A 20,105-nucleotide genomic window follows, 5' to 3' on the forward strand; every position below is an offset into this window, starting at 1 on the left:
GGCGAGGGAACGCTCCAGCCGTGGCGCTACTGGATCACCGGCGGCCCTCGGTCAGCCCGTACCGGGCTCATCAGCCACGTCGCCGCCGGGTGCGGCTTGACGCTGGGCCGACCGAGGTCTAACGTGGACCGAGCCGCTGGAACGGGACGAGGTCCACGGCGACCGGACAGGTCGCGTGAGAGAGGCCCGGAGCGGACACCATCAAATGCGGACTCCCTGATTCAGGGGTCATTTCCGTTGCGCTCGAAACGTACGGAAAAACGATCCGGATGGCTCGATTATGAGTCGCCGGAGAGATCCGCTAAGGTGGTGAACACACCGAAGGGAAGCGCCCGGAGGGGCCCCGGAAGGGGTGCCGAAGGAAGCGTCCGTTCCTTGAGAACTCAACAGCGTGCCAAAAGTCAACGCCAGATATGTTGATGCCCCGTTCCCGGGACCGCAGGGTCGTCCGGGGGCGAGGTTCCTTTGAAACACACAGCGAGGACGCTGCGCACCCGCCGGAATCATTCCTTCCGGTGGTGCCGCTCTGCGCGGATGTGTGACCGGGAGTACCCGGAAGCATTCACGGAGAGTTTGATCCTGGCTCAGGACGAACGCTGGCGGCGTGCTTAACACATGCAAGTCGAACGATGAACCTCCTCCGGGAGGGGAAGAGTGGCGAACGGGTGAGTAACACGTGGGCAATCTGCCCTGCACTCTGGGACAACTCCGGGAAACCGGAGCTAATACCGGATACGACTCTCCAGGGCATCCTGGGGGGTGGAAAGCTCCGGCGGTGCAGGATGAGCCCGCGGCCTATCAGCTGGTTGGTGGGGTGATGGCCTACCAAGGCGACGACGGGTAGCCGGCCTGAGAGGGCGACCGGCCACACTGGGACTGAGACACGGCCCAGACTCCTACGGGAGGCAGCAGTGGGGAATATTGCACAATGGGCGCAAGCCTGATGCAGCGACGCCGCGTGAGGGATGACGGCCTTCGGGTTGTAAACCTCTTTCAGCAGGGAAGAAGCGGAAGTGACGGTACCTGCAGAAGAAGCACCGGCTAACTACGTGCCAGCAGCCGCGGTAATACGTAGGGTGCGAGCGTTGTCCGGAATTATTGGGCGTAAAGAGCTCGTAGGCGGCCTGTCGCGTCGGATGTGAAAGCCCGGGGCTTAACCCCGGGTCGGCATTCGATACGGGCAGGCTAGAGTTCGGTAGGGGAGATCGGAATTCCTGGTGTAGCGGTGAAATGCGCAGATATCAGGAGGAACACCGGTGGCGAAGGCGGATCTCTGGGCCGATACTGACGCTGAGGAGCGAAAGCGTGGGGAGCGAACAGGATTAGATACCCTGGTAGTCCACGCCGTAAACGTTGGGCACTAGGTGTGGGCGGCATTCCACGTCGTCCGTGCCGCAGCTAACGCATTAAGTGCCCCGCCTGGGGAGTACGGCCGCAAGGCTAAAACTCAAAGGAATTGACGGGGGCCCGCACAAGCGGCGGAGCATGTGGCTTAATTCGACGCAACGCGAAGAACCTTACCAAGGCTTGACATACACCGGAAACGGCCAGAGATGGTCGCCCCCTTGTGGTCGGTGTACAGGTGGTGCATGGCTGTCGTCAGCTCGTGTCGTGAGATGTTGGGTTAAGTCCCGCAACGAGCGCAACCCTTGTTCTGTGTTGCCAGCGTGCCCTTCGGGGTGACGGGGACTCACAGGAGACTGCCGGGGTCAACTCGGAGGAAGGTGGGGACGACGTCAAGTCATCATGCCCCTTATGTCTTGGGCTGCACACGTGCTACAATGGCCGGTACAATGAGCTGCGATGCCGTGAGGTGGAGCGAATCTCAAAAAGCCGGTCTCAGTTCGGATTGGGGTCTGCAACTCGACCCCATGAAGTCGGAGTCGCTAGTAATCGCAGATCAGCATTGCTGCGGTGAATACGTTCCCGGGCCTTGTACACACCGCCCGTCACGTCACGAAAGTCGGTAACACCCGAAGCCGGTGGCCCAACCCCTTGTGGGAGGGAATCGTCGAAGGTGGGACTGGCGATTGGGACGAAGTCGTAACAAGGTAGCCGTACCGGAAGGTGCGGCTGGATCACCTCCTTTCTAAGGAGCACTTCTTGCCGGTGTCCCCGCTTGGGGGGCCGGCCAGGGGCCAGAACACCGGCGCACGTCCGGTGCTGGTTGCTCATGGGTGGAACGTTGACTAGTCGGCCGGGATGGTCCGGCGGAGGACACCAGTACTGCCTCCCCTCTCTGAGGGTGGGGCGTGGACCGTGGTGCTCCGTGGATGGTCCGGGCCGGGCGCGCTGTTGGGTGTCTGAGGGCACGGCCGCATCGCGGTCGAGGTCTTCGGTGCCGGCCCCGGTGTACTCCACCGTGATGGTGGGGGTGGCGGGTGGCTGGTCGTTGTTTGAGAACTGCACAGTGGACGCGAGCATCTATAGGCCAAGTTTTTAAGGGCGCACGGTGGATGCCTTGGCACCAGGAACCGATGAAGGACGTGGGAGGCCGCGATAGGCCCCGGGGAGCTGTCAACCGAGCTGTGATCCGGGGGTGTCCGAATGGGGAAACCCGGCAGTCGTCATGGGCTGTCACCCGCTGCTGAACACATAGGCAGTGTGGAGGGAACGCGGGGAAGTGAAACATCTCAGTACCCGCAGGAAGAGAAAACAACCGTGATTCCGGGAGTAGTGGCGAGCGAAACCGGATGAGGCCAAACCGTACACGTGTGAGACCCGGCAGGGGTTGCGTGGGCGGGGTTGTGGGAGTTCTCTGCAGTCGTCTGCCGGCGGCTGGGCGAGTCAGAAACCGTAGGGATAGGCGAAGGGCATGCGAAAGGCCCGGCGTAGAGGGTAAGACCCCCGTAGCCGAAATCTCTGCGGCTCGTTTGAGGACCACCCAAGTAGCACGGGGCCCGAGAAATCCCGTGTGAATCTGGCGGGACCACCCGTTAAGCCTAAATATTCCCTGGTGACCGATAGCGGAGAGTACCGTGAGGGAATGGTGAAAAGTACCGCGGGAGCGGAGTGAAATAGTACCTGAAACCGTGTGCCTACAAGCCGTGGGAGCGTCGCACGCCGGTTTGCCGGCGTGTCGTGACTGCGTGCCTTTTGAAGAATGAGCCTGCGAGTTTGCGGTGCGTTGCGAGGTTAACCCGTGTGGGGAAGCCGTAGCGAAAGCGAGTCCGAACAGGGCGACCGTAGTAGCGTGCCCAAGACCCGAAGCGGAGTGATCTAGCCATGGGCAGGGTGAAGCGGCTGTAAGAGGTCGTGGAGGCCCGAACCCACCAGGGTTGAAAACCTGGGGGATGACCTGTGGTTAGGGGTGAAAGGCCAATCAAACTCCGTGATAGCTGGTTCTCCCCGAAATGCATTTAGGTGCAGCGTCGCGTGTTGCTTGCCGGAGGTAGAGCACTGGATAGGCGATGGGCCCTACCGGGTTACTGACCTTAGCCAAACTCCGAATGCCGGCAAGTCAGAGCGCGGCAGTGAGACTGTGGGGGATAAGCTCCATGGTCGAGAGGGAAACAGCCCAGAGCATCGACTAAGGCCCCCAAGCGTGTGCTAAGTGGGAAAGGATGTGGAGTCGCAGAGACAACCAGGAGGTTGGCTTAGAAGCAGCCATCCTTGAAAGAGTGCGTAATAGCTCACTGGTCAAGTGATTCTGCGCCGACAATGTAGCGGGGCTCAAGCACACCGCCGACGTCGTGTCATCGGCACATCAACCTCCAACGGGGGTGTCGATGGGTAGGGGAGCGTCGTGTGCCGGGTGAAGCCGCGCCGGAAGGCAGTGGTGGACGGTTCACGAGTGAGAATGCAGGCATGAGTAGCGATACAGGAGTGGGAAACTCCTGCGCCGATTGACCAAGGGTTCCTGGGTCAAGCTGATCTGCCCAGGGTAAGTCGGGGCCTAAGGCGAGGCCGACAGGCGTAGTCGATGGATAACCGGTTGATATTCCGGTACCCGCTGTGGAGCGCAAGGGCCGAGCCCGGTGATGCTAAGTCCGTGAAGCCGCCCGTGCCCTTCGGGGTGCGGTGCCGGTGGAGCCGACGGCCCGATCCGGTAGTAGGTGAGTGATGGGGTGACGCAGGAAGGTAGTCCAGCCCGGGCGGTGGTTGTCCCGGGGTAAGGGTGTAGGGCGCCAGGCAGGTAAATCCGTCTGGCACGAGGCCTGAGACCTGATGCCGAGCCGATGGTGGCGAAGTGGATGATCCTATGCTGTCGAGAAAAGCCTCTAGCGAGTTGCACGGCGGCCCGTACCCCAAACCGACTCAGGTGGTCTGGTAGAGAATACCGAGGCGTTCGGGTGAACTATGGTTAAGGAACTCGGCAAAATGCCCCCGTAACTTCGGGAGAAGGGGGGCCACATCCGGTGATCGCCCGTGCGGTGTGAGCCGGGGGTGGCCGCAGAGACCAGCGAGAAGCGACTGTTTACTAAAAACACAGGTCCGTGCGAAGCCGTAAGGCGAGGTATACGGACTGACGCCTGCCCGGTGCTGGAACGTTAAGGGGACCGGTCAGTCATCCTTCGGGGTGGCGAAGCTGAGAACTTAAGCGCCAGTAAACGGCGGTGGTAACTATAACCATCCTAAGGTAGCGAAATTCCTTGTCGGGTAAGTTCCGACCTGCACGAATGGCGTAACGACTTCTCGACTGTCTCAACCATAGGCCCGGTGAAATTGCACTACGAGTAAAGATGCTCGTTTCGCGCAGCAGGACGGAAAGACCCCGGGACCTTTACTACAGCTTGATATTGGTGTTCGGTTCGGCTTGTGTAGGATAGGTGGGAGCCGGTGAAGCATGCACGCCAGTGTGTGTGGAGGCGTTGTTGAAATACCACTCTGGTCGTGCTGGATGTCTAACCCGGGTCCGTGATCCGGATCGGGGACAGTGTCTGGTGGGTAGTTTAACTGGGGCGGTTGCCTCCCAAAGGGTAACGGAGGCGCCCAAAGGTTCCCTCAGCCTGGTTGGTCATCAGGTGGTGAGTGTAAGTGCACAAGGGAGCTTGACTGTGAGACTGACGGGTCGAGCAGGGACGAAAGTCGGGACTAGTGATCCGGCGGTGGCTGGTGGAAGCGCCGTCGCTCAACGGATAAAAGGTACCCCGGGGATAACAGGCTGATCTTCCCCAAGAGTCCATATCGACGGGATGGTTTGGCACCTCGATGTCGGCTCGTCGCATCCTGGGGCTGGAGTCGGTCCCAAGGGTTGGGCTGTTCGCCCATTAAAGCGGTACGCGAGCTGGGTTTAGAACGTCGTGAGACAGTTCGGTCCCTATCCGCTGCGCGCGCAGGAGTCTTGAGAAGGGCTGTCCCTAGTACGAGAGGACCGGGACGGACGAACCTCTGGTGTGCCAGTTGTTCTGCCAAGGGCATGGCTGGTTGGCTACGTTCGGGAGGGATAACCGCTGAAAGCATCTAAGCGGGAAGCCTGCTTCGAGATGAGGGCTCCCACCCCCTGGAGGGGGTAAGGCTCCCGGGAGACGACCGGGTTGATAGGCCGGAGATGGAAGCTCCGCAAGGGGTGGAGTTGACCGGTACTAATAGGCCGAGGGCTTGTCCGTAGATGTTCGCGTCCACTGTGTGGGTTCTGAGACCACGAACGGCCTCGGCAGGTTTTTCGGGGTTCTAATTGAACAGTGTGCTTGTTCGCTTGGAACACTCGAGTGGTGTTTCGGTGGTCAGAGCGAGAGGGAAACGCCCGGTTACATTCCGAACCCGGAAGCTAAGCCTTTCAGCGCCGATGGTACTGCACGGGGGACCGTGTGGGAGAGTAGGACGCCGCCGAACAATCTTTGAAGGACCTTTGGTCCCAGCGTGCATGCTGGGACCAAAGGTCTTTTTCTATTTGTGCTTAAGGTCGAACGTGTACCACCCCAAGACAGGAGCCACATCAATGTCCAATTCCTCGGAGGAGCAGCCGGGCCGGCCCGAGCGCTCGGACAAGCCGCGTCGCCAGAGTGGTGACGAGAGGCGGGGTGGTTTCCGTCGTGACGATCGGCCGTCGTTCCGTCGGGATGACCGGGGTGAGGGGCCGCGCGGTCCGCGCCGTGACGACGACCGGGGAAGGCGCCCGTACGGTCAGGGCGGCGGCCGGGGCCGAGACGATCGCCGTGATGTTCGGGGTGAGCGGCCGCGTGGCCCGCGTCGGGATGACGAGCGTGGTGACCGGGGTGGTTTCCGTCGTGATGACCGGTCGTCGTTCCGTCGGGATGATCGGCCTTCGTATCGGCGGGACGACCGTCGTGACGATCGGCCGTCGTTCCGTCGGGATGACCGGGGTGAGGGGCCGCGCGGTCCGCGCCGTGACGACGACCGGGGAAGGCGCCCGTACGGTCAGGGCGGCGGCCGGGGCCGAGACGATCGCCGTGATGTTCGGGGTGAGCGGCCGCGTGGCCCGCGTCGGGATGACGAGCGTGGTGACCGGGGTGGTTTCCGTCGTGATGACCGGTCGTCGTTCCGTCGGGATGATCGGCCTTCGTATCGGCGGGACGACCGTCGTGATGACCGGTCGTCGTTCCGTCGGGATGACCGGGATCAGGGGCGTGGTGACCGTCGGGATGATCGGCCTTCGTATCGGCGGGACGACCGTCGTGATGACCGGCCGTCGTTCCGTCGGGATGACCGGGGTGAGGGGCCGCGCGGTCCGCGCCGTGACGACGACCGGGGAAGGCGCCCGTACGGTCAGGGCGGCGGCCGGGGCCGAGACGACCGGGGTGGCTTCCGCGGGCGGCGCGAGGGTGGAGGCGCCGGCTACCGGCGTGAGGAGCGCCCGCGCGACCGCGGCCAGGACCGGGAGCCCATCAGGCGGTTGCCGATCCCGGAGGACGTCACCGGGCAGGAACTGGACAAGGATGTGCGGCAGGAGTTGATGAGCCTGCCCAAGACGCTCGCCGAGGACGTCGCCAGAAACCTGGTGATGGTGGCGAAGCTGCTGGACGAGGACGCCGAGCAGGCGTACGGCTACGCCAAGGTCGCGCTGCGGCTGGCCTCCCGGGTCGCCGCGGTGCGCGAGGCCGCGGGCTTCGCCGCCTACGGAGTGGGGAAGTACACCGAGGCGCTGGCCGAGTTCCGGGCTGCCCGCCGGATGACCGGTTCTTCCCACCTGTGGCCCGTGATGGCCGACTGCGAGCGTGGCCTCGGCCGGCCGGAGAAGGCACTTGCCATGGCCGGTGAGCCGGAGGTGCAGAAGCTCGACAAGGCAGGGCAGGTGGAGATGCGGCTGGTCGCGGCGGGAGCACGGCGCGACATGGGGCAGACCGAGGCGGCCGTGGTCACGCTTCAGAGCCCCGAGCTGGCGTCGAACTCCGTGCAGCCGTGGACGGCGCGGCTGCGTTACGCGTACGCCGACGCGCTGCTGGCCGTGGACCGTGAGGAGGAGGCGCGTGAGTGGTTCGCCAGGGCGCTGGAGGCGGACCAGAGCGGGATGACGGACGCGTCGGACCGGCTGGCCCAGCTGGACGGTGTGGAGTTCCTGGACGCGCTCGATCCGGAGGCGGAACTGGAAGACGTGCCCGAGCCGGAGAAGGCGAGCGGGGAGACCCCCGTCGAGGTGGCCGGGACCGGCCTGGAGGACCGGGAGAGCTGGCACGGGAGCCGCGACCGGGACAGCGACCGCGACCGGCGTGCGGAGGACGAGCACTGAGCGGCGCCTGACGCGCGATCTACGGCGAGGGCGCGCAGCACCAGGCCGGTGGCCGGTTTGGGGCCGAAGGACGTGGACTTGCGCGGCATGGTCACGCCCAGGCGGGCCAGCCCGCGCACGGTTTCCTCCGCGACCGCGCGCATCAGGACGGCCGAGCCGCCCAGGCGCTCGGCCTGTTCCACGGCCGCCGCGGCGTCGTGGAGGTAGCCGATCTCGGTGGGACGGTCCGGGACACGCCACAGGGAGGCCAGCAGGGTGGAGTGCAGGACCGTGGCGTCCAGCCGTCGCCATTCCTCGGGAAGGCCACCGCGGACGGTGCCCGCGAGCAGGTCCGCGTCGGGGTCGTGGAGCAGGTGGAAGACACCGCCGCCGGTGAGCAGGAAGGCGTTGCCGGGGGTGGTCTCCAGAGTGCGCAGGGCGCGGGGGAGCGGACCATCGACGGTCCGTACGCGGAAGGCGCCCTCCAGCCGGGACAGGGCGTCGGTCACCGGCAGGTGGGGCAGTACGCGGTGGATGGCCTGCACCCGCAGCGGGTAGCGGGCGGTGTCCACCAGCAGCACCAGGCCGTGGTCCCAGAAGCCGTCCCGGCCGGCGCCTCCCCCGGTGCGCTCGGACCGCAGCCGCAGATAGGTGGCCCAGCGGTGGTGGCCGTCGGCGATGAGCGCCTGGCGGCCGGAGAGGTCGCGTCCGGCCTCGGCGATCTCTTCCGCGCCGGTGACCGCCCACAGCCGGTGCGAGAAGCCGTCCTCGGTGGTGGTGGAGAGCAGCGGGGGTCTGCCGGTGGTGCGCTCGATGACGGCGGTCGCGCCGGTCGCGGTGCCGTCGCCGCGGTACGAGAGCAGCAGCGGTTCGAGGTTGGCGGCGGTCTCGCGCATCAGGGCGGCGCGGTCCTCGAGCACCTCCGGTATCACGTCCTCGTGGGGCAGCACGACGCCCTCGTCCGGCGGGGTCAGCCGCAGCGCGCCGATCAGGCCGCGCTGGAGCACGTCGCCCCGGCGCTGCTCGTAGACGTACAGGGCCGGCTCCGGGTCCCGTACGAGGACGCCCTCCGCCTCCCAGCGGCGCAGGGTCCGAGCGGCCTGCAGGTGCCGGGTGGCCGGGTCGGCGGCTTCCGGGAGGATCAGACGCACGATGTTGTGGGGATCGGCGGTCTGCAGGTGGTGCAGGCCGTCGGGCCGGACCACGACGTCGTACGGGGGCGAGGTCACGGCGGCCAGGCTGCCGACCCGGTCGGGGGCGTAGCGCAGGCCGCGGAAGGGGGCGAGAAGGAGGCCGCCCGAGGGGTGTTCGGGGCCCGGGGATCGCAGCATTGGTGCATGCTATGCCGGTGTGCCGGGTGGGAGATGATCGGGGGAGGAAGACCGCCAGCGCGAGGAGCGAGACGACGATGACCGGATCCCAGCGTCCGATACGTATCCGGCCGGAGGGCTGCGGAGCCCCGCCGAGCCGGGTGTACGACACCGTGCTGCTCGATCTGGACGGTGTGGTCTACGCGGGCGGCGAGGCGGTCGTCCACGCGGTCGAGGCACTCGCGGCGGCCCGGGAGGCCGGGATGCGGCTGGCGTACGTGACGAACAACGCGGCGCGCACCCCCGAGACCGTCGCCGGGCACCTGACGCGGTTGGGGGTGCCTGCCGAGCCGGGGGAGGTGGTCACCTCGGCGCAGGCGGTGGCGCGGATGATCGCCGAGGAGCTGCCTGCCGGTTCACGGGTGCTGTGCGTGGGCGCGGAAGGCCTGCGGGCGGCGCTGCGCGAGCGTGGTCTGGAGCCGGTGGAGTCGGCGGACGACGGCCCGGCGGCGGTCGTGCAGGGGTACGGCGGACCGGAGATGCCCTGGGGGCGGCTGGCGGAGGCGGCGATCGCGGTGGGACGCGGACTGCCGTGGTTCGCCTCCAACGGGGACCTGACGATCCCCAGCGGCCGGGGCATCGCGCCGGGCAACGGCGCGGCCGTGGAGGTGGTGCGGATCGCGACGCGCTGGATGCGTCCGGCGCCGGAGCCGAGGACGGCGGGCAAACCCCTGCCGCCGATGCACCGCGAGACGATCCTGCGGACGGGCGCGGAGCGGCCGCTGGTGGTGGGGGACCGGCTGGACACCGACATCGAGGGTGCGTACGCGGGGGGTGTGGACTCGCTGCTGGTGCTCACCGGGGTGACGGACGCGGCGCAGCTGCTGGCCGCTCCCCCCGAGCACCGGCCGACGTACGTGGCCGCCGACCTGCGGGCACTGCAGGGGGCGCAGCCGGAGGTGGACGAGCTGCGCGACGGGGACCGGAGCGGGTTCCTGTGCGGCGGCTGGACCGCTTCGGCGGAGGGCGGCGCGCTGCGGCTGGAGGGCCGCGGGGACGATCCGCTGGACGGGCTGCGGGCGCTGTGCGCAGCCGCGTGGACGGAAGCGGGGGAGGGTGTGTGCCGTTCCGGTGCGGACGAGGCGCTGGCGGTCCTCGGCCTGTGACCTTGGCGTCCGTGTGCGCCCCCGCGCGGGCGCGAAGGCGCCGGGCGCGTTCACGAGCCCGCGCGGGGGCGGTGCGGTCAGCGGACGGCGACGCCCGCCGCGGCGACATAGGACTCCTCGACCGTACCGCCGGGGAAGAGGCGGCTCAGCCGCTCGCGCTCCCCGGCCAGGAAGTCGGCGGCGCGCTCCTCGCCGAGAACGAGGAAGTCGGAGTGGCTGGCGAGGTTGGCCAGGTGGGTCTCCAGCGGCACCCGCCGGGACCAGCGCACCCGCCGACGGGTGAAGCCGGGTCCGGACGGCAGTGCGCGGGCGCGGGCCGCTTCCACCGCGTCCTGCCCGGCGCCGAAGAAGCGGCGCACACGCTCGGCCTGGCCGGCGATCCAGCCGACGGACTCGTCGGAGTCGTTGCGCAGGACGGCGAGGGCGCCGCCTGGGCGCAGGACCCGGAGGGCCTCGGGCACCGACCGCCCGGGGTCGGTCCAGTGCCAGGCCTGGGCGTAGGCGACCAGATCGAAGCGGCCGGAGGCCAGCGGCAGGCGGTCTCCGTCGCCGCGCACCAGGGGGACGCCGGGGAGGGCACGGCGGAACTCGGCCGCCATGCCGCCGCCGGGCTCGACGGCCACGACACGGGCGCCGCGGGCGGCCAGGAGCGCGGTGAGGAGTCCGGTGCCGGCTCCGACGTCGGCGGTGCGGGCACCGGCCAGAGGACGGCCCGAGAGCTCCTCGACGGCGTCCAGGAGGGCGGGCGGGTAGGAGGGGCGGCCCGCGGCGTACAGGGCCGCGGCGGAGTCGAACGAGCGGGCGTGGGAGGCGGTGGTCATACGGCCATCGTCGCCGCTCGGGGCCCCGCCCACACCCGGTTCCCGCGGCCTCCCGGCCGGCGCGTCCGGCCGCCGGACCCCGGGGCCGCTCAGAGCAGTGACCGCAGCCGCAGCAGGTCCCGCAGGCCCGCCTCCAGTCTGACGCGGCCCCGGGCCCAGGCCCGGGCGAAGTTCAGCCGGCCGTCCACCAGCGAGACGAGGTCGTCGCTGGTCATGGCCAGCCTGATCTGGGCGCGCCCGGGGGGCGGGCCGTGGACGGTGGTCATGTCCTCGATGCGGCCGTGTACGAGCCGGCCGGTGAAGCTGGTGTCCAGATCGGTGATATGGCAGCTGACCGAGCGCTCCAGGGCGGTGGCGCTGCGCACGTCGTCGTCCGCGTCCGCGAGGTTGGTCGCCAGCCGCTCCAGCGCGGTCCGGCACTGCTGTGTGGTCGCCATCGCCTCACGACGGTACCCCAGAGGGAGTGCCCGCCGTCGCGGAGGACGCCGCGCGCGGTAGCGTCGTGACCATGGACGAGCCGATGTCCGGAGCCGCGCCGGAGACGGAACCAGCAGCACAGGACCCGGTGGGCGCGGGGACGGTGCCGGGGGAGGCGCCCCCCGCCGTGCTCGGCGGGCCGCGGCCCCTGGGGCTGCACGTGACCGCCACCGGGAACGCCGGGGTCGACGCCCGGCTGCACCGACTGGCGGACGCCGACCACCTCGCCGTCTCCGGCCATCTGGAGGTGTACGAGGATGTGCACCGCGGGCTGCGTGACACGCTGACCGCGCTCGACCAGCGACCCGGTCCGCCCGCACCGGGCGCGCCGCACAACCCCGGGAGCTGAACCGCACGTGGCAGCGTCACGAAACCAGCGTGGCCGGCGCAACCGGCTCGACGCGGAACTGGTGCGCCGCGGCCTGGCCCGCTCGCGCGAGCACGCCGGCCGGCTCATCGCCGCGGGGCGGGTCGCCGTCGGCGGCGCCACCGCGACCAAACCCGCCACCCAGGTGGAGACCGGCGCGGCCGTCGTCGTGACCGAGGACGCGGCCGACCCCGACTACGTCTCGCGCGGCGGCCACAAGCTGGCCGGCGCCCTGGAGGCGTTCACTCCGCGCGGGCTGGCCGTGGCCGGGCGGCGCGCGCTGGACGCCGGGGCTTCCACCGGCGGCTTCACCGACGTGCTGCTGCGCGCCGGTGCCGCGCGGGTGGTGGCCGTGGACGTCGGCTACGGGCAGCTCGCCTGGTCGCTGCAGAGCGACGAGCGGGTGCTGGTGCGCGACCGCACCAACGTCCGCGAGCTGACCCCGGAGCGGATCGGCGGTGAGCCGGTGGACCTCGTCGTCGGAGATCTGTCCTTCATCCCGCTCGGTCTGGTGCTCCCGGCCCTCGCACGCTGCGCTGCGCCCGGGGCCGATCTGGTGCTGATGGTCAAGCCGCAGTTCGAGGTGGGCCGGGAGCGGCTGGGCAGCGGGGGCGTGGTGCGCAGCCCGGCCCTGCGGGCCGAGGCGGTCCGCACCGTGGCGGACCGGGCCGCGGAACTGGGTTTCGGCGTACTTGGAGTGACCGCCAGTCCTCTGCCGGGGCCCTCCGGTAACGTCGAGTACTTCCTGTGGCTGCGTGCCGGGGCACCCGAACTGGACCCGGCCGATGTCGACCGAGCCGTGGCGGAGGGCCCCCAGTGACCACGCAGAGCACGAAGCAGAGCACGACCGCGCAGACCGCGTCGGCAGCCGGGAGCGCCGGGAGCGCGGAGGGCGCCGGGCGGACCGTGTTCCTGATCACCCACACCGGCCGCCCGGCCGCCGTCCGCAGCGCCGAACTGGTCGTCCAGGGGCTGCTGCGCAACGGCATCGGCGCGCGCGTCCTGGCCCCGGAGGCGGCCGACCTGACGCTGCCGCCGTCCGTGCAGACAGTGGAGGACGGTGAGATCTGCGAGAAGGCCGTGGAGGGCTGCGAGCTGATCGTCGTCCTCGGCGGGGACGGGACGCTGCTGCGCGGCGCGGAGTTCGCCCGCGCCTCGGGGGTGCCGATGCTGGGGGTGAACCTCGGCCGGGTCGGCTTCCTCGCCGAGGCCGAGCGCGACGACCTGGACAAGGTCGTGCGGCGGGTGGTCGCGCGCTCCTACGAGGTGGAGGAGCGGATGACCGTCGACGTGCTCGTCCGCAGTGACGGGGACGTCGTCCACCGCGACTGGGCGCTGAACGAGGCCTCGGTGGAGAAGGCCGCCCGCGAGCGGATGCTGGAGGTCGTCGCGGAGGTCGACGGCCGGCCGGTCTCCCGTTTCGGCTGCGACGGTGTGGTGTGCGCCACGCCCACCGGTTCCACGGCCTACGCCTTCTCCGCGGGAGGGCCGGTGGTCTGGCCGGAGGTCGAAGCGCTGCTGCTGGTGCCCATCAGCGCCCACGCGCTGTTCGCCAAGCCCCTGGTGACCACACCCGATTCGGTGCTGGCCGTCGAGGTGCAGCCGCAGACCCAGGGGGGCGTCCTGTGGTGCGACGGGAGACGTACCGCGGAACTGCCCGCCGGGGCCCGGGTGGAGGTGCGGCGCAGCGCGGTGCCGGTGCGGCTGGCGCGGCTGCACCACGCCTCCTTCACCGACCGCCTGGTGGCGAAGTTCGCCCTCCCGGTGGCCGGGTGGCGCGGGGCGCCGCACTGACCGCGCCGGCCGCACCGACCGTGCCGACCGCGCCGGCCGTGCGTGCGGTGGGGAGGAGGGGCGCGCGGGGCGTGTGGCGCGGACCGCGAGTGGGGATCCTGCCGCGGAACCTCGTATGGTCGTATCCGTGTTGGAGGAGATGCGGATTCGGGCCCTGGGCGTGATCGATGACGCCGTCGTCGAGCTGTCCCCCGGCTTCACCGCGGTGACCGGCGAGACCGGAGCGGGCAAGACCATGGTCGTCACCAGTCTGGGACTGCTGCTCGGCGGACGGGCGGACGCCGCCCTTGTGCGGGTGGGCGCCAAGGCCGCCGTGGTGGAGGGCCGGATCGTGCTGCCGCCCGGCGCGCCCGCGGCGCGGCGGGCGGAGGAGGCGGGCGCGGAGCTGGACGAGGGCGTGCTGCTGGTCAGCCGGACGATCTCGGCCGAGGGACGCTCGCGCGCCCATGTCGGCGGGCGCTCCGCGCCCGTCGGGCTGCTGTCGGAGCTGGGCGAGGACCTGGTCGCGGTGCACGGCCAGACGGACCAGCAGGGCCTGCTGCGGCCCGCCCGGCAGCGCGAGGCGCTGGACCGGTACGCGGGCGAGGCGGTCTTCGCCCCGCTGGCCGGGTACGGCGAGGCCTACCGGCGGCTGCGTGCGGTCTCCGCCGAGCTGGCGGAGCTGACCACACGCGCCCGCGAGCGTGCCCAGGAGGCCGATCTGCTGCGTTTCGGCCTGGAGGAGATCGCCGCGGCCGAGCCCCGGGCGGGGGAGGACGCCGAGCTGGCCGCCGAGGCCGAGCGGCTCGGCCATGCCGAGGCCCTGGCTTCGGCGGCGGCCACCGCCCACGGCGCGCTGGCCGGCGATCCGGCCGACCCGGAGTCGGTGGACGCGGGCGCGCTGGTCGCCGGCGCCCAGCGCGCGCTGGAGGCCGTGCGGTCGCACGACCCGGCGCTGGCGGCGCTGGCCGACCGGCTGGGCGAGGTGGGCATCCTGCTGGCGGACGTCGCCGGGGAACTGGCCGGGTACGCCGACGACCTGGACGCCGACCCGGCGCGGCTGGCCGCCGTCGAGGAGCGCCGGGCCGCCCTGTCCCATCTGACCCGCAAGTACGGCGAGGACGCCGCCGCCGTCCTGGCCTGGGCCGAGGAGAGCGCAGCCCGGCTCGCCGAACTCGAGGGCGACGACGACCGGATCGGCGAACTGACCGCCGAGCGCAATGCGCTCCGCGCCGAACTGGCCGCCCTCGCTCAGCGGTTGACACAGGCACGGACGGAGGCCGCCAAGCGGTTCGCCGACGCGGTCACCGCCGAGCTGGCCGAGCTGGCCATGCCGCACGCCCGCGTCACCGTGGAGTTGCGGCAGCACGAGACGGCGGACGAGGAGTCGGGGATCGAGGTGGACGGGCGGCCGGTCGTCTTCGGCCCCCACGGCGTGGACGAGGTGGAGCTGCTGCTGGCCCCGCACCCCGGCGCCCCGCCCCGCCCCATCGCCAAGGGCGCCTCGGGCGGCGAACTGTCGCGGGTGATGCTCGCGGTCGAGGTCGTCTTCGCGGGTACCGCCCCGGTGCCGACCTATCTCTTCGACGAGGTGGACGCCGGTGTGGGCGGCCGGGCGGCCGTGGAGGTCGGACGGCGGCTGGCGCGCCTGGCGAAGTCGGCACAGGTCGTGGTCGTCACCCATCTTCCGCAGGTCGCGGCGTTCGCCGACCGGCACCTGGCGGTCGAGAAGACCTCCGACGGCTCGGTGACGCACAGCGGTGTGAAGACCCTCCTGGGCGAGGACCGGGTGCGCGAGCTGTCCCGGATGCTGGCCGGGCAGGAGGACTCGCAACTCGCCCGCGCCCATGCCGAGGAGCTGCTGGAGGCGGCCCGCTCCGGCATCTGAACCCCGGGCCTTCGGGCACCCGTTCCCGCCGCACGCGTTTCACCCGTACGGCGTGGCGTCCCGCCGGGACCGGGGTGGCATCCTGGAGGCGCCGCACCGCCCGTACGCCGTACGCTGCTGTGCGTGATCCGCGACCCCGGCGGGGCGGATCCGCGAGCCCGAGCCGTCCGAACCCTCCGAGCCCTCACCCCAGGAGTCCCGGCCCCTTGTGAAGACCACCCCGGTTCCGCCGCGCGGCACGACGCCGCTGCACGTCGTGCAGGTGATCGGCGGCGGCAGCGCCCGAGTCTGCGCACATGTGCGCTCCCTGACCGCCGGGCTGGTGGCGCGGGGAGTGCGGGTGACCGTCTGCGCGCCGCCGGGCACCGAGCCGGACTACGGTTTCACCGGCCTCGGCGCCCACTTCGTGCCACTGTCCTGCGGCACCGGCCCCGAGGCGGCCGCGGTGCTGCGCGCGGTGTGCGCGGACGCCGCTGTGGTGCACGCGCACGGGCTGCGCGCCGGTGTGCCGGCCGCCCTGGCGCTGTGCGGACGGCGCCGGACACCGCTGGTGGTCACCTGGCACGCCAGGGCCCAGCCGGCGGGGGTACGGGCCCGGCTGGCGCGGCTGCTGGAGCGGCGGGTGGTACGGGCCGCGCAGGTGGTGTTCGGCACCACCTCGGACCTGGTGGACCGCGCCCGCCGTCACGGCGCCCGCGACGCCCGGCTGGCCCCGGTGACCGTTTCCGTGACGGGCGGGGGCCACGGGGAGCGGCCGGACAGGGCGGAGGACGCGGCGCGGGAGAAGACCCGGGCCGAACTGGGCGTCACCGGCCGCCCGCTGGTCCTCGCCGTCGGCCGGCTCCTCCCCCGCCAGGGGTACACCACCTTGCTGACCGCCTCCCGCGCCTGGCGCCGGCTGGATCCGCAGCCCCTGCTGGCCATCGCCGGGGAGGGCCCGGCGCGCCCCGTGCTGCAGCGCCGCATCGAGGCCGAGGAGCTTCCGGTACGGCTGCTGGGACGGCGCGAGGACGCCCTGGAGCTGCTCGCCGCCGCCGATGTCGCCGTGCTGCCCGCACGCTGGGAGGGCCGGGCGGTGGTGGCGCAGGAGGCGTTGCGGGCCGGGGTGCCGCTGGTGGCGAGCGCGGTGGGCGGTCTGCCGGAGCTGGTCGGCGACGCCGCGCTGCTGGTGCCCTACGGCGACGCGGACGCACTGGCGGAGGCGGTGGGCGGTCTGCTCGGCGACCCCGCCCGGCGCCGCGGGCTGGCCGAGTCCGGTCGCGCCCAGGCCGCGACATGGCCGAGCGAGGACGACACGGTGGCACAGGTGCTGAGCGTGTACGACGAGCTGGCGCAGGGAGGCTGACCGCCCGGGCCTTCGCCGTGCCGGGCCTTCGCCGTGCCGCGTGCGGGCCCCGGGGCCGGCCGGGTCAGCCGGAGGCGCGGACGACCAGCCGTGCGGGGGTGACGACCGGGGCCGGCCGCTCGCCGCCGGAGGCGCCGCCCAGCCCGAGCCGCCGCAGCAGCAGCTCCGCCATCATCCGTCCCATTCCCTGGATGTCCTGGCGCACGGTGGTCAGCGCCGGCTCGGACCAGGCGGCCTGCTCCAGATCGTCGTAGCCGATCACCGCCACGTCCTGCGGCACCCGCAGCCCGCGGGCGCGCAGCGTCCGCAGCGCGCCCGTGGCCGTCAGGTCGTTGCCCGCGAACACCGCGTCCAGGCCGGGCGAGCGGTCCAGCAGCTCGGCCATGGCCCGCTCGCCGCCCTCGGCCGTGAAGTCGCCGTGGGCGACCAGAGCGGGGTCGGGCCCGGACACGCCCAGGGCGTCGAGATAGCCGTCGAGCCGGTCCAGGGCGGAGGTCTGGTCCAGCGGGCCGGTGATCACCGCGATCCGCCGCCGCCCCCGCCGGCGCAGGTGCTCCACCGCCTGCCGGGCGCCGCCCCGGTTGTCGGTGTCCACGTACAGCAGCTCGGGGTCGTCCTCGGCGCCGGGCCAGCCCGGCCGGCCGCCGAAGACCGTGGGCAGGCCGGAGGCGTTCGCCATGGACGGCAGCGGGTCGTCGCGGTGCAGCGAGAACATCAGCGCGCCGTCCACGTGCCCGCCCGCCAGGTAGCGGCCGATGCGGTCGTAGTCCGTGCGGCCCTCCAGCAGCATGAGCAGCAGTTGCGTGTCGCACGCCGCCAGCTCGCGGCTGATGCCGCGCAGCTGCTGGGCGAAGAAGGGGTCGGAGAACACCCGGGTCTCCGGTTCGGCGATCACCACGGCGACGGCACCGGTGCGGCGGGTGACCAGGCTGCGCGCCGCGCTGTTGGGGACGTAGCCCAGCTCGGCCACGGATGCCTGGACCCGGTCCCGGAGGGACTTGCGGACGCCGGCGCCCCCGTTGACCACACGCGACACGGTGGCGCGGGAGACCCCGGCGTGGGCGGCGACCGCTTCGAGGGTGGGTCTGGGACCGTGCACGGGCGAACAACTCCTTCTCTCGCGGAATCCCGACGCTACCGCCGGACGCGGGCGGTCGGCTCGCTCTGTGGGTGAGAGCGCTTCCACGACCCCGTCGTACGTTGTACAGCACCGTGACACGGCACCGCCCGGTGCGTCCGGGAAACGGACGTCGCCGGGCGGTGCCGTGCGGGACGGCGCGGGGGCGGGCCGTCAGCCGCCGTAGGCGCCCGAGGCCGTCAGCCGCAGGGCGGTGTCGATCAGCGGAACGTGGCTGAACGCCTGCGGGAAGTTGCCCACCTGGCGTCCCAGACGGGAGTCCCACTCCTCAGCGAGCAGCCCCAGGTCGTTGCGGAGCGAGAGCAGCTTCTCGAAGAGCCTGCGCGCCTCCTCCACCCGGCCGATCATCGCCAGGTCGTCGGCCAGCCAGAAGGAGCAGGCCAGGAACGCGCCCTCGTCGCCCTCCAGCCCGTCCAGCCCCGCGTGCTCGCCCGAGGTCGGGTAGCGCAGCACGAAGCCGTCCGGTGTGGACAGCTCGCGCTGGATGGCCTCGATCGTGCCGATGACCCGCTTGTCGTCCGGCGGCAGGAAGCCCACCTGCGGGATCAGCAGCAGGGAGGCGTCCAGCTCCTTCGACCCGTAGGACTGGGTGAAGGTGTTGCGCTCGGGGTCGTAGCCCTTCTCGCAGACGTCGCGGTGTATCTCGTCGCGCAGCGCGCGCCACCGCTCCAGCGGGCCGTCCGCCTCACCGGACTCGATCAGGCGGATCGTGCGGTCCACCGCCACCCAGGCCATGACCTTGGAGTGCACGAAGTGGCGGCGCGGGCCGCGCACCTCCCATATCCCCTCGTCCGGCTCGTTCCAGTGGTCCTCCAGATAGCCGATCAGCTTGATCTGCAGGAGGCTGGCGTAGTCGTTGCGCGCCAGGCCCGTCATGTGCGCCAGGTGAAGGGCCTCGATGGTCTCGCCGTAGACGTCGAGCTGGAGCTGGGAGGCGGCGCCGTTGCCGACCCGCACCGGCTGGGAGTCCTCGTAGCCGGGCAGCCAGGAAAGCTCCGTCTCGCCCAGCTCGCGCTCGCCGGCGATGCCGTACATGATCTGCAGGTTCTCCGGATCACCGGCGACGGCGCGCAGCAGCCACTCGCGCCAGGCGAGCGCCTCCTCCCGGTAGCCGGTGCGCAGCAGCGACGACAGCGTGATCGCCGCGTCGCGCAGCCAGGTGAAGCGGTAGTCCCAGTTGCGCACGCCGCCGATGTGCTCGGGCAGCGAGGTGGTGGGGGCCGCGACGATGCCGCCGGTCGGGGCGTAGGTGAGCGCCTTGAGCGTGATCAGCGAGCGCACCACCGCCTCCCGGTACGGGCCGTGGTACGTGCACTGGCGCACCCAGTCGCGCCAGAAGTCCTCGGTCGCAGCCAGGGACGTCTCCGGCTCCGCCGGTGCCGGGGGCTCCTTGTGCGAGGGCTGCCAGCTGATGGTCATCGCCACCCGGTCGCCCGGCGCGACGGTGAAGTCGGCGTAGGTGGTCAGGTCCTTGCCGTAGGTGTCGGCCTCGGAGTCCACCCACACGGAGTCGGGGCCGGCGACGGCGACGGTGCGGCCGTCCACCTTGTGCACCCACGGCACCACCCAGCCGTAGGAGAACCGCATCCGCAGCGCCGAGCGCATCGGCACACGGCCGCTGACGCCCTCCACGATGCGGATGAGCTGCGGCGCGTGGTGCTCACGCGGCGGCATGAAGTCGATCACCCGCACCGTCCCGCGCGGGGTGTCCCACTCGGACTCCAGGATCAGGGAGTCGCCCCGGTAGCGGCGGCGGCTGGCCACCGGCGGCTCCTGGCCGGCGGGGTAGGCGGGGCCCAGGCGCCAGAAGCCGTGCTCCTCGGTGCCCAGGAGCCCGGCGAAGACGGCGTGCGAGTCGAACCGGGGCAGGCACAGCCAGTCCACCGAACCGTCCCGGCATACCAGGGCGGCGGTCTGCATGTCCCCGATGAGTGCGTAATCCTCGATGCGCCCGGCCACGAGCATCTCCAGTCGAACAGTGGCTACGCCCCGTGGGACGTGCGGTTTTCCGTCCTGCCGCACGGTAGGGCCCGCACGGACAGTCTGAGCAGGATACGACGCGGCCAGATGTCCCGCGCCGAGGTCACCTTAGGGGTGACAGGCCCTTCCGGGTGACAACAATCCGGTGATTGACAACCGCGGCGGACGGCCTCGGTGACGATCGCCGGGACCGTCGTACGGGCAGCCGCCCCGGTAACTGTGCCATGGCCC

At 70.8% G+C, this 20,105-nt stretch carries 12 protein-coding genes, 3 rRNA genes and 1 pseudogene; 11 read left to right on the forward strand and 5 right to left on the reverse strand.

Annotated features, from left to right (window positions below; all coding sequences use genetic code 11):
* Window positions 1–561: 561 nt before the first annotated feature.
* The 5 genes from ACGRHY_RS21805 to ACGRHY_RS21825 all read left to right on the forward strand — a co-directional run bounded on the left by ACGRHY_RS21805 (window position 562) and on the right by ACGRHY_RS21825 (window position 7,630).
* Window positions 562–2,089: ribosomal RNA gene (locus ACGRHY_RS21805) — 16S ribosomal RNA — on the forward strand.
* Window positions 2,090–2,429: 340 nt separating this feature from the next.
* Window positions 2,430–5,549 (forward strand): 23S ribosomal RNA (locus tag ACGRHY_RS21810).
* A gap of 109 nt (window positions 5,550–5,658) precedes the next feature.
* Window positions 5,659–5,775, forward strand: a 5S ribosomal RNA gene (gene rrf, locus ACGRHY_RS21815).
* The 16S, 23S and 5S rRNA genes sit together here, the layout of an rRNA operon.
* 200 nt (window positions 5,776–5,975) lie before the next feature.
* On the forward strand, window positions 5,976–6,857 hold the full coding sequence (locus ACGRHY_RS21820; protein ID WP_394637008.1) for a hypothetical protein: 882 nt from the start codon (window positions 5,976–5,978) through the stop codon (window positions 6,855–6,857).
* On the forward strand, window positions 6,842–7,630 hold the full coding sequence (locus tag ACGRHY_RS21825; RefSeq protein WP_394638152.1) for a tetratricopeptide repeat protein: 789 nt from the start codon (window positions 6,842–6,844) through the stop codon (window positions 7,628–7,630). The genes ACGRHY_RS21820 and ACGRHY_RS21825 overlap by 16 nt, the downstream gene beginning before the upstream one ends.
* A gap of 26 nt (window positions 7,631–7,656) precedes the next feature.
* On the opposite strand, the pseudogene ACGRHY_RS21830 reads toward ACGRHY_RS21825, so the two are convergent.
* Window positions 7,657–8,940, reverse strand: a pseudogene (locus tag ACGRHY_RS21830) (DUF1015 family protein); the annotation flags it as partial.
* Window positions 8,941–9,017: 77 nt separating this feature from the next.
* On the opposite strand from ACGRHY_RS21830, the gene ACGRHY_RS21835 reads away from it, so the two are divergent.
* Window positions 9,018–10,085: an HAD hydrolase-like protein gene (locus tag ACGRHY_RS21835; RefSeq protein WP_394637009.1), complete on the forward strand. Its 1,068-nt coding sequence runs from the start codon at window positions 9,018–9,020 to the stop codon at window positions 10,083–10,085.
* A 77-nt stretch (window positions 10,086–10,162) separates the two neighbouring features.
* On the opposite strand, the gene ACGRHY_RS21840 is transcribed toward ACGRHY_RS21835, so the two are convergent.
* Together ACGRHY_RS21840 and ACGRHY_RS21845 are read right to left on the reverse strand one after the other, a co-directional pair.
* On the reverse strand, window positions 10,163–10,906 hold the full coding sequence (locus ACGRHY_RS21840; protein WP_394637010.1) for a class I SAM-dependent methyltransferase: 744 nt from the start codon (window positions 10,904–10,906) through the stop codon (window positions 10,163–10,165).
* Between the two features lie 89 nt (window positions 10,907–10,995).
* Window positions 10,996–11,343: an SCP2 sterol-binding domain-containing protein gene (locus ACGRHY_RS21845; protein ID WP_394637011.1), complete on the reverse strand. Its 348-nt coding sequence runs from the start codon at window positions 11,341–11,343 to the stop codon at window positions 10,996–10,998.
* Window positions 11,344–11,414: 71 nt separating this feature from the next.
* Between ACGRHY_RS21845 and ACGRHY_RS21850 the strand changes: the two genes are divergently transcribed.
* The 5 genes from ACGRHY_RS21850 to ACGRHY_RS21870 all read left to right on the forward strand — a co-directional run bounded on the left by ACGRHY_RS21850 (window position 11,415) and on the right by ACGRHY_RS21870 (window position 16,756).
* Window positions 11,415–11,732 (forward strand): hypothetical protein, encoded by a 318-nt coding sequence (locus tag ACGRHY_RS21850; protein WP_394637012.1) that lies wholly within the window; start codon window positions 11,415–11,417, stop codon window positions 11,730–11,732.
* A gap of 7 nt (window positions 11,733–11,739) precedes the next feature.
* Window positions 11,740–12,570: a TlyA family RNA methyltransferase gene (locus ACGRHY_RS21855; protein ID WP_394637013.1), complete on the forward strand. Its 831-nt coding sequence runs from the start codon at window positions 11,740–11,742 to the stop codon at window positions 12,568–12,570.
* A gap of 86 nt (window positions 12,571–12,656) precedes the next feature.
* Window positions 12,657–13,544 carry an NAD kinase gene (locus ACGRHY_RS21860; protein ID WP_394638153.1) on the forward strand — a complete coding sequence of 296 codons (888 nt, stop codon included), beginning with the start codon at window positions 12,657–12,659 and terminating at the stop codon, window positions 13,542–13,544.
* A 115-nt stretch (window positions 13,545–13,659) separates the two neighbouring features.
* Window positions 13,660–15,411: a DNA repair protein RecN gene (gene recN / locus ACGRHY_RS21865; protein ID WP_394637014.1), complete on the forward strand. Its 1,752-nt coding sequence runs from the start codon at window positions 13,660–13,662 to the stop codon at window positions 15,409–15,411.
* Between the two features lie 208 nt (window positions 15,412–15,619).
* Complete coding sequence (locus ACGRHY_RS21870) at window positions 15,620–16,756, forward strand: glycosyltransferase family 4 protein (protein WP_394637015.1); 1,137 nt, start codon at window positions 15,620–15,622, stop codon at window positions 16,754–16,756.
* 64 nt (window positions 16,757–16,820) lie between these two features.
* On the opposite strand, the gene ACGRHY_RS21875 is transcribed toward ACGRHY_RS21870, so the two are convergent.
* Complete coding sequence (locus ACGRHY_RS21875; protein ID WP_394637016.1) at window positions 16,821–17,855, reverse strand: LacI family DNA-binding transcriptional regulator; 1,035 nt, start codon at window positions 17,853–17,855, stop codon at window positions 16,821–16,823.
* A gap of 192 nt (window positions 17,856–18,047) precedes the next feature.
* On the reverse strand, window positions 18,048–19,859 hold the full coding sequence (locus tag ACGRHY_RS21880) for a glycoside hydrolase family 15 protein (protein WP_394637017.1): 1,812 nt from the start codon (window positions 19,857–19,859) through the stop codon (window positions 18,048–18,050).
* Window positions 19,860–20,105: the final 246 nt, after the last annotated feature.

Source organism: Streptomyces shinuiensis (genome assembly GCF_043660855.1).
Lineage (GTDB): Bacteria > Actinomycetota > Actinomycetes > Streptomycetales > Streptomycetaceae > Streptomyces.

Coding starts and splice junctions, on each gene's coding strand:
- ACGRHY_RS21845 (WP_394637011.1), bottom strand. CDS start 11,343: ATGGCGACCACACAGCAGTGCCGGACCGCGCTGGAGCGGCTGGCGACC.
- ACGRHY_RS21850 (WP_394637012.1), top strand. CDS start 11,415: ATGGACGAGCCGATGTCCGGAGCCGCGCCGGAGACGGAACCAGCAGCA.
- ACGRHY_RS21835 (WP_394637009.1), top strand. CDS start 9,018: ATGACCGGATCCCAGCGTCCGATACGTATCCGGCCGGAGGGCTGCGGA.
- ACGRHY_RS21840 (WP_394637010.1), bottom strand. CDS start 10,906: ATGACCACCGCCTCCCACGCCCGCTCGTTCGACTCCGCCGCGGCCCTG.
- recN (WP_394637014.1), top strand. CDS start 13,660: ATGGTCGTATCCGTGTTGGAGGAGATGCGGATTCGGGCCCTGGGCGTG.
- ACGRHY_RS21880 (WP_394637017.1), bottom strand. CDS start 19,859: ATGCTCGTGGCCGGGCGCATCGAGGATTACGCACTCATCGGGGACATG.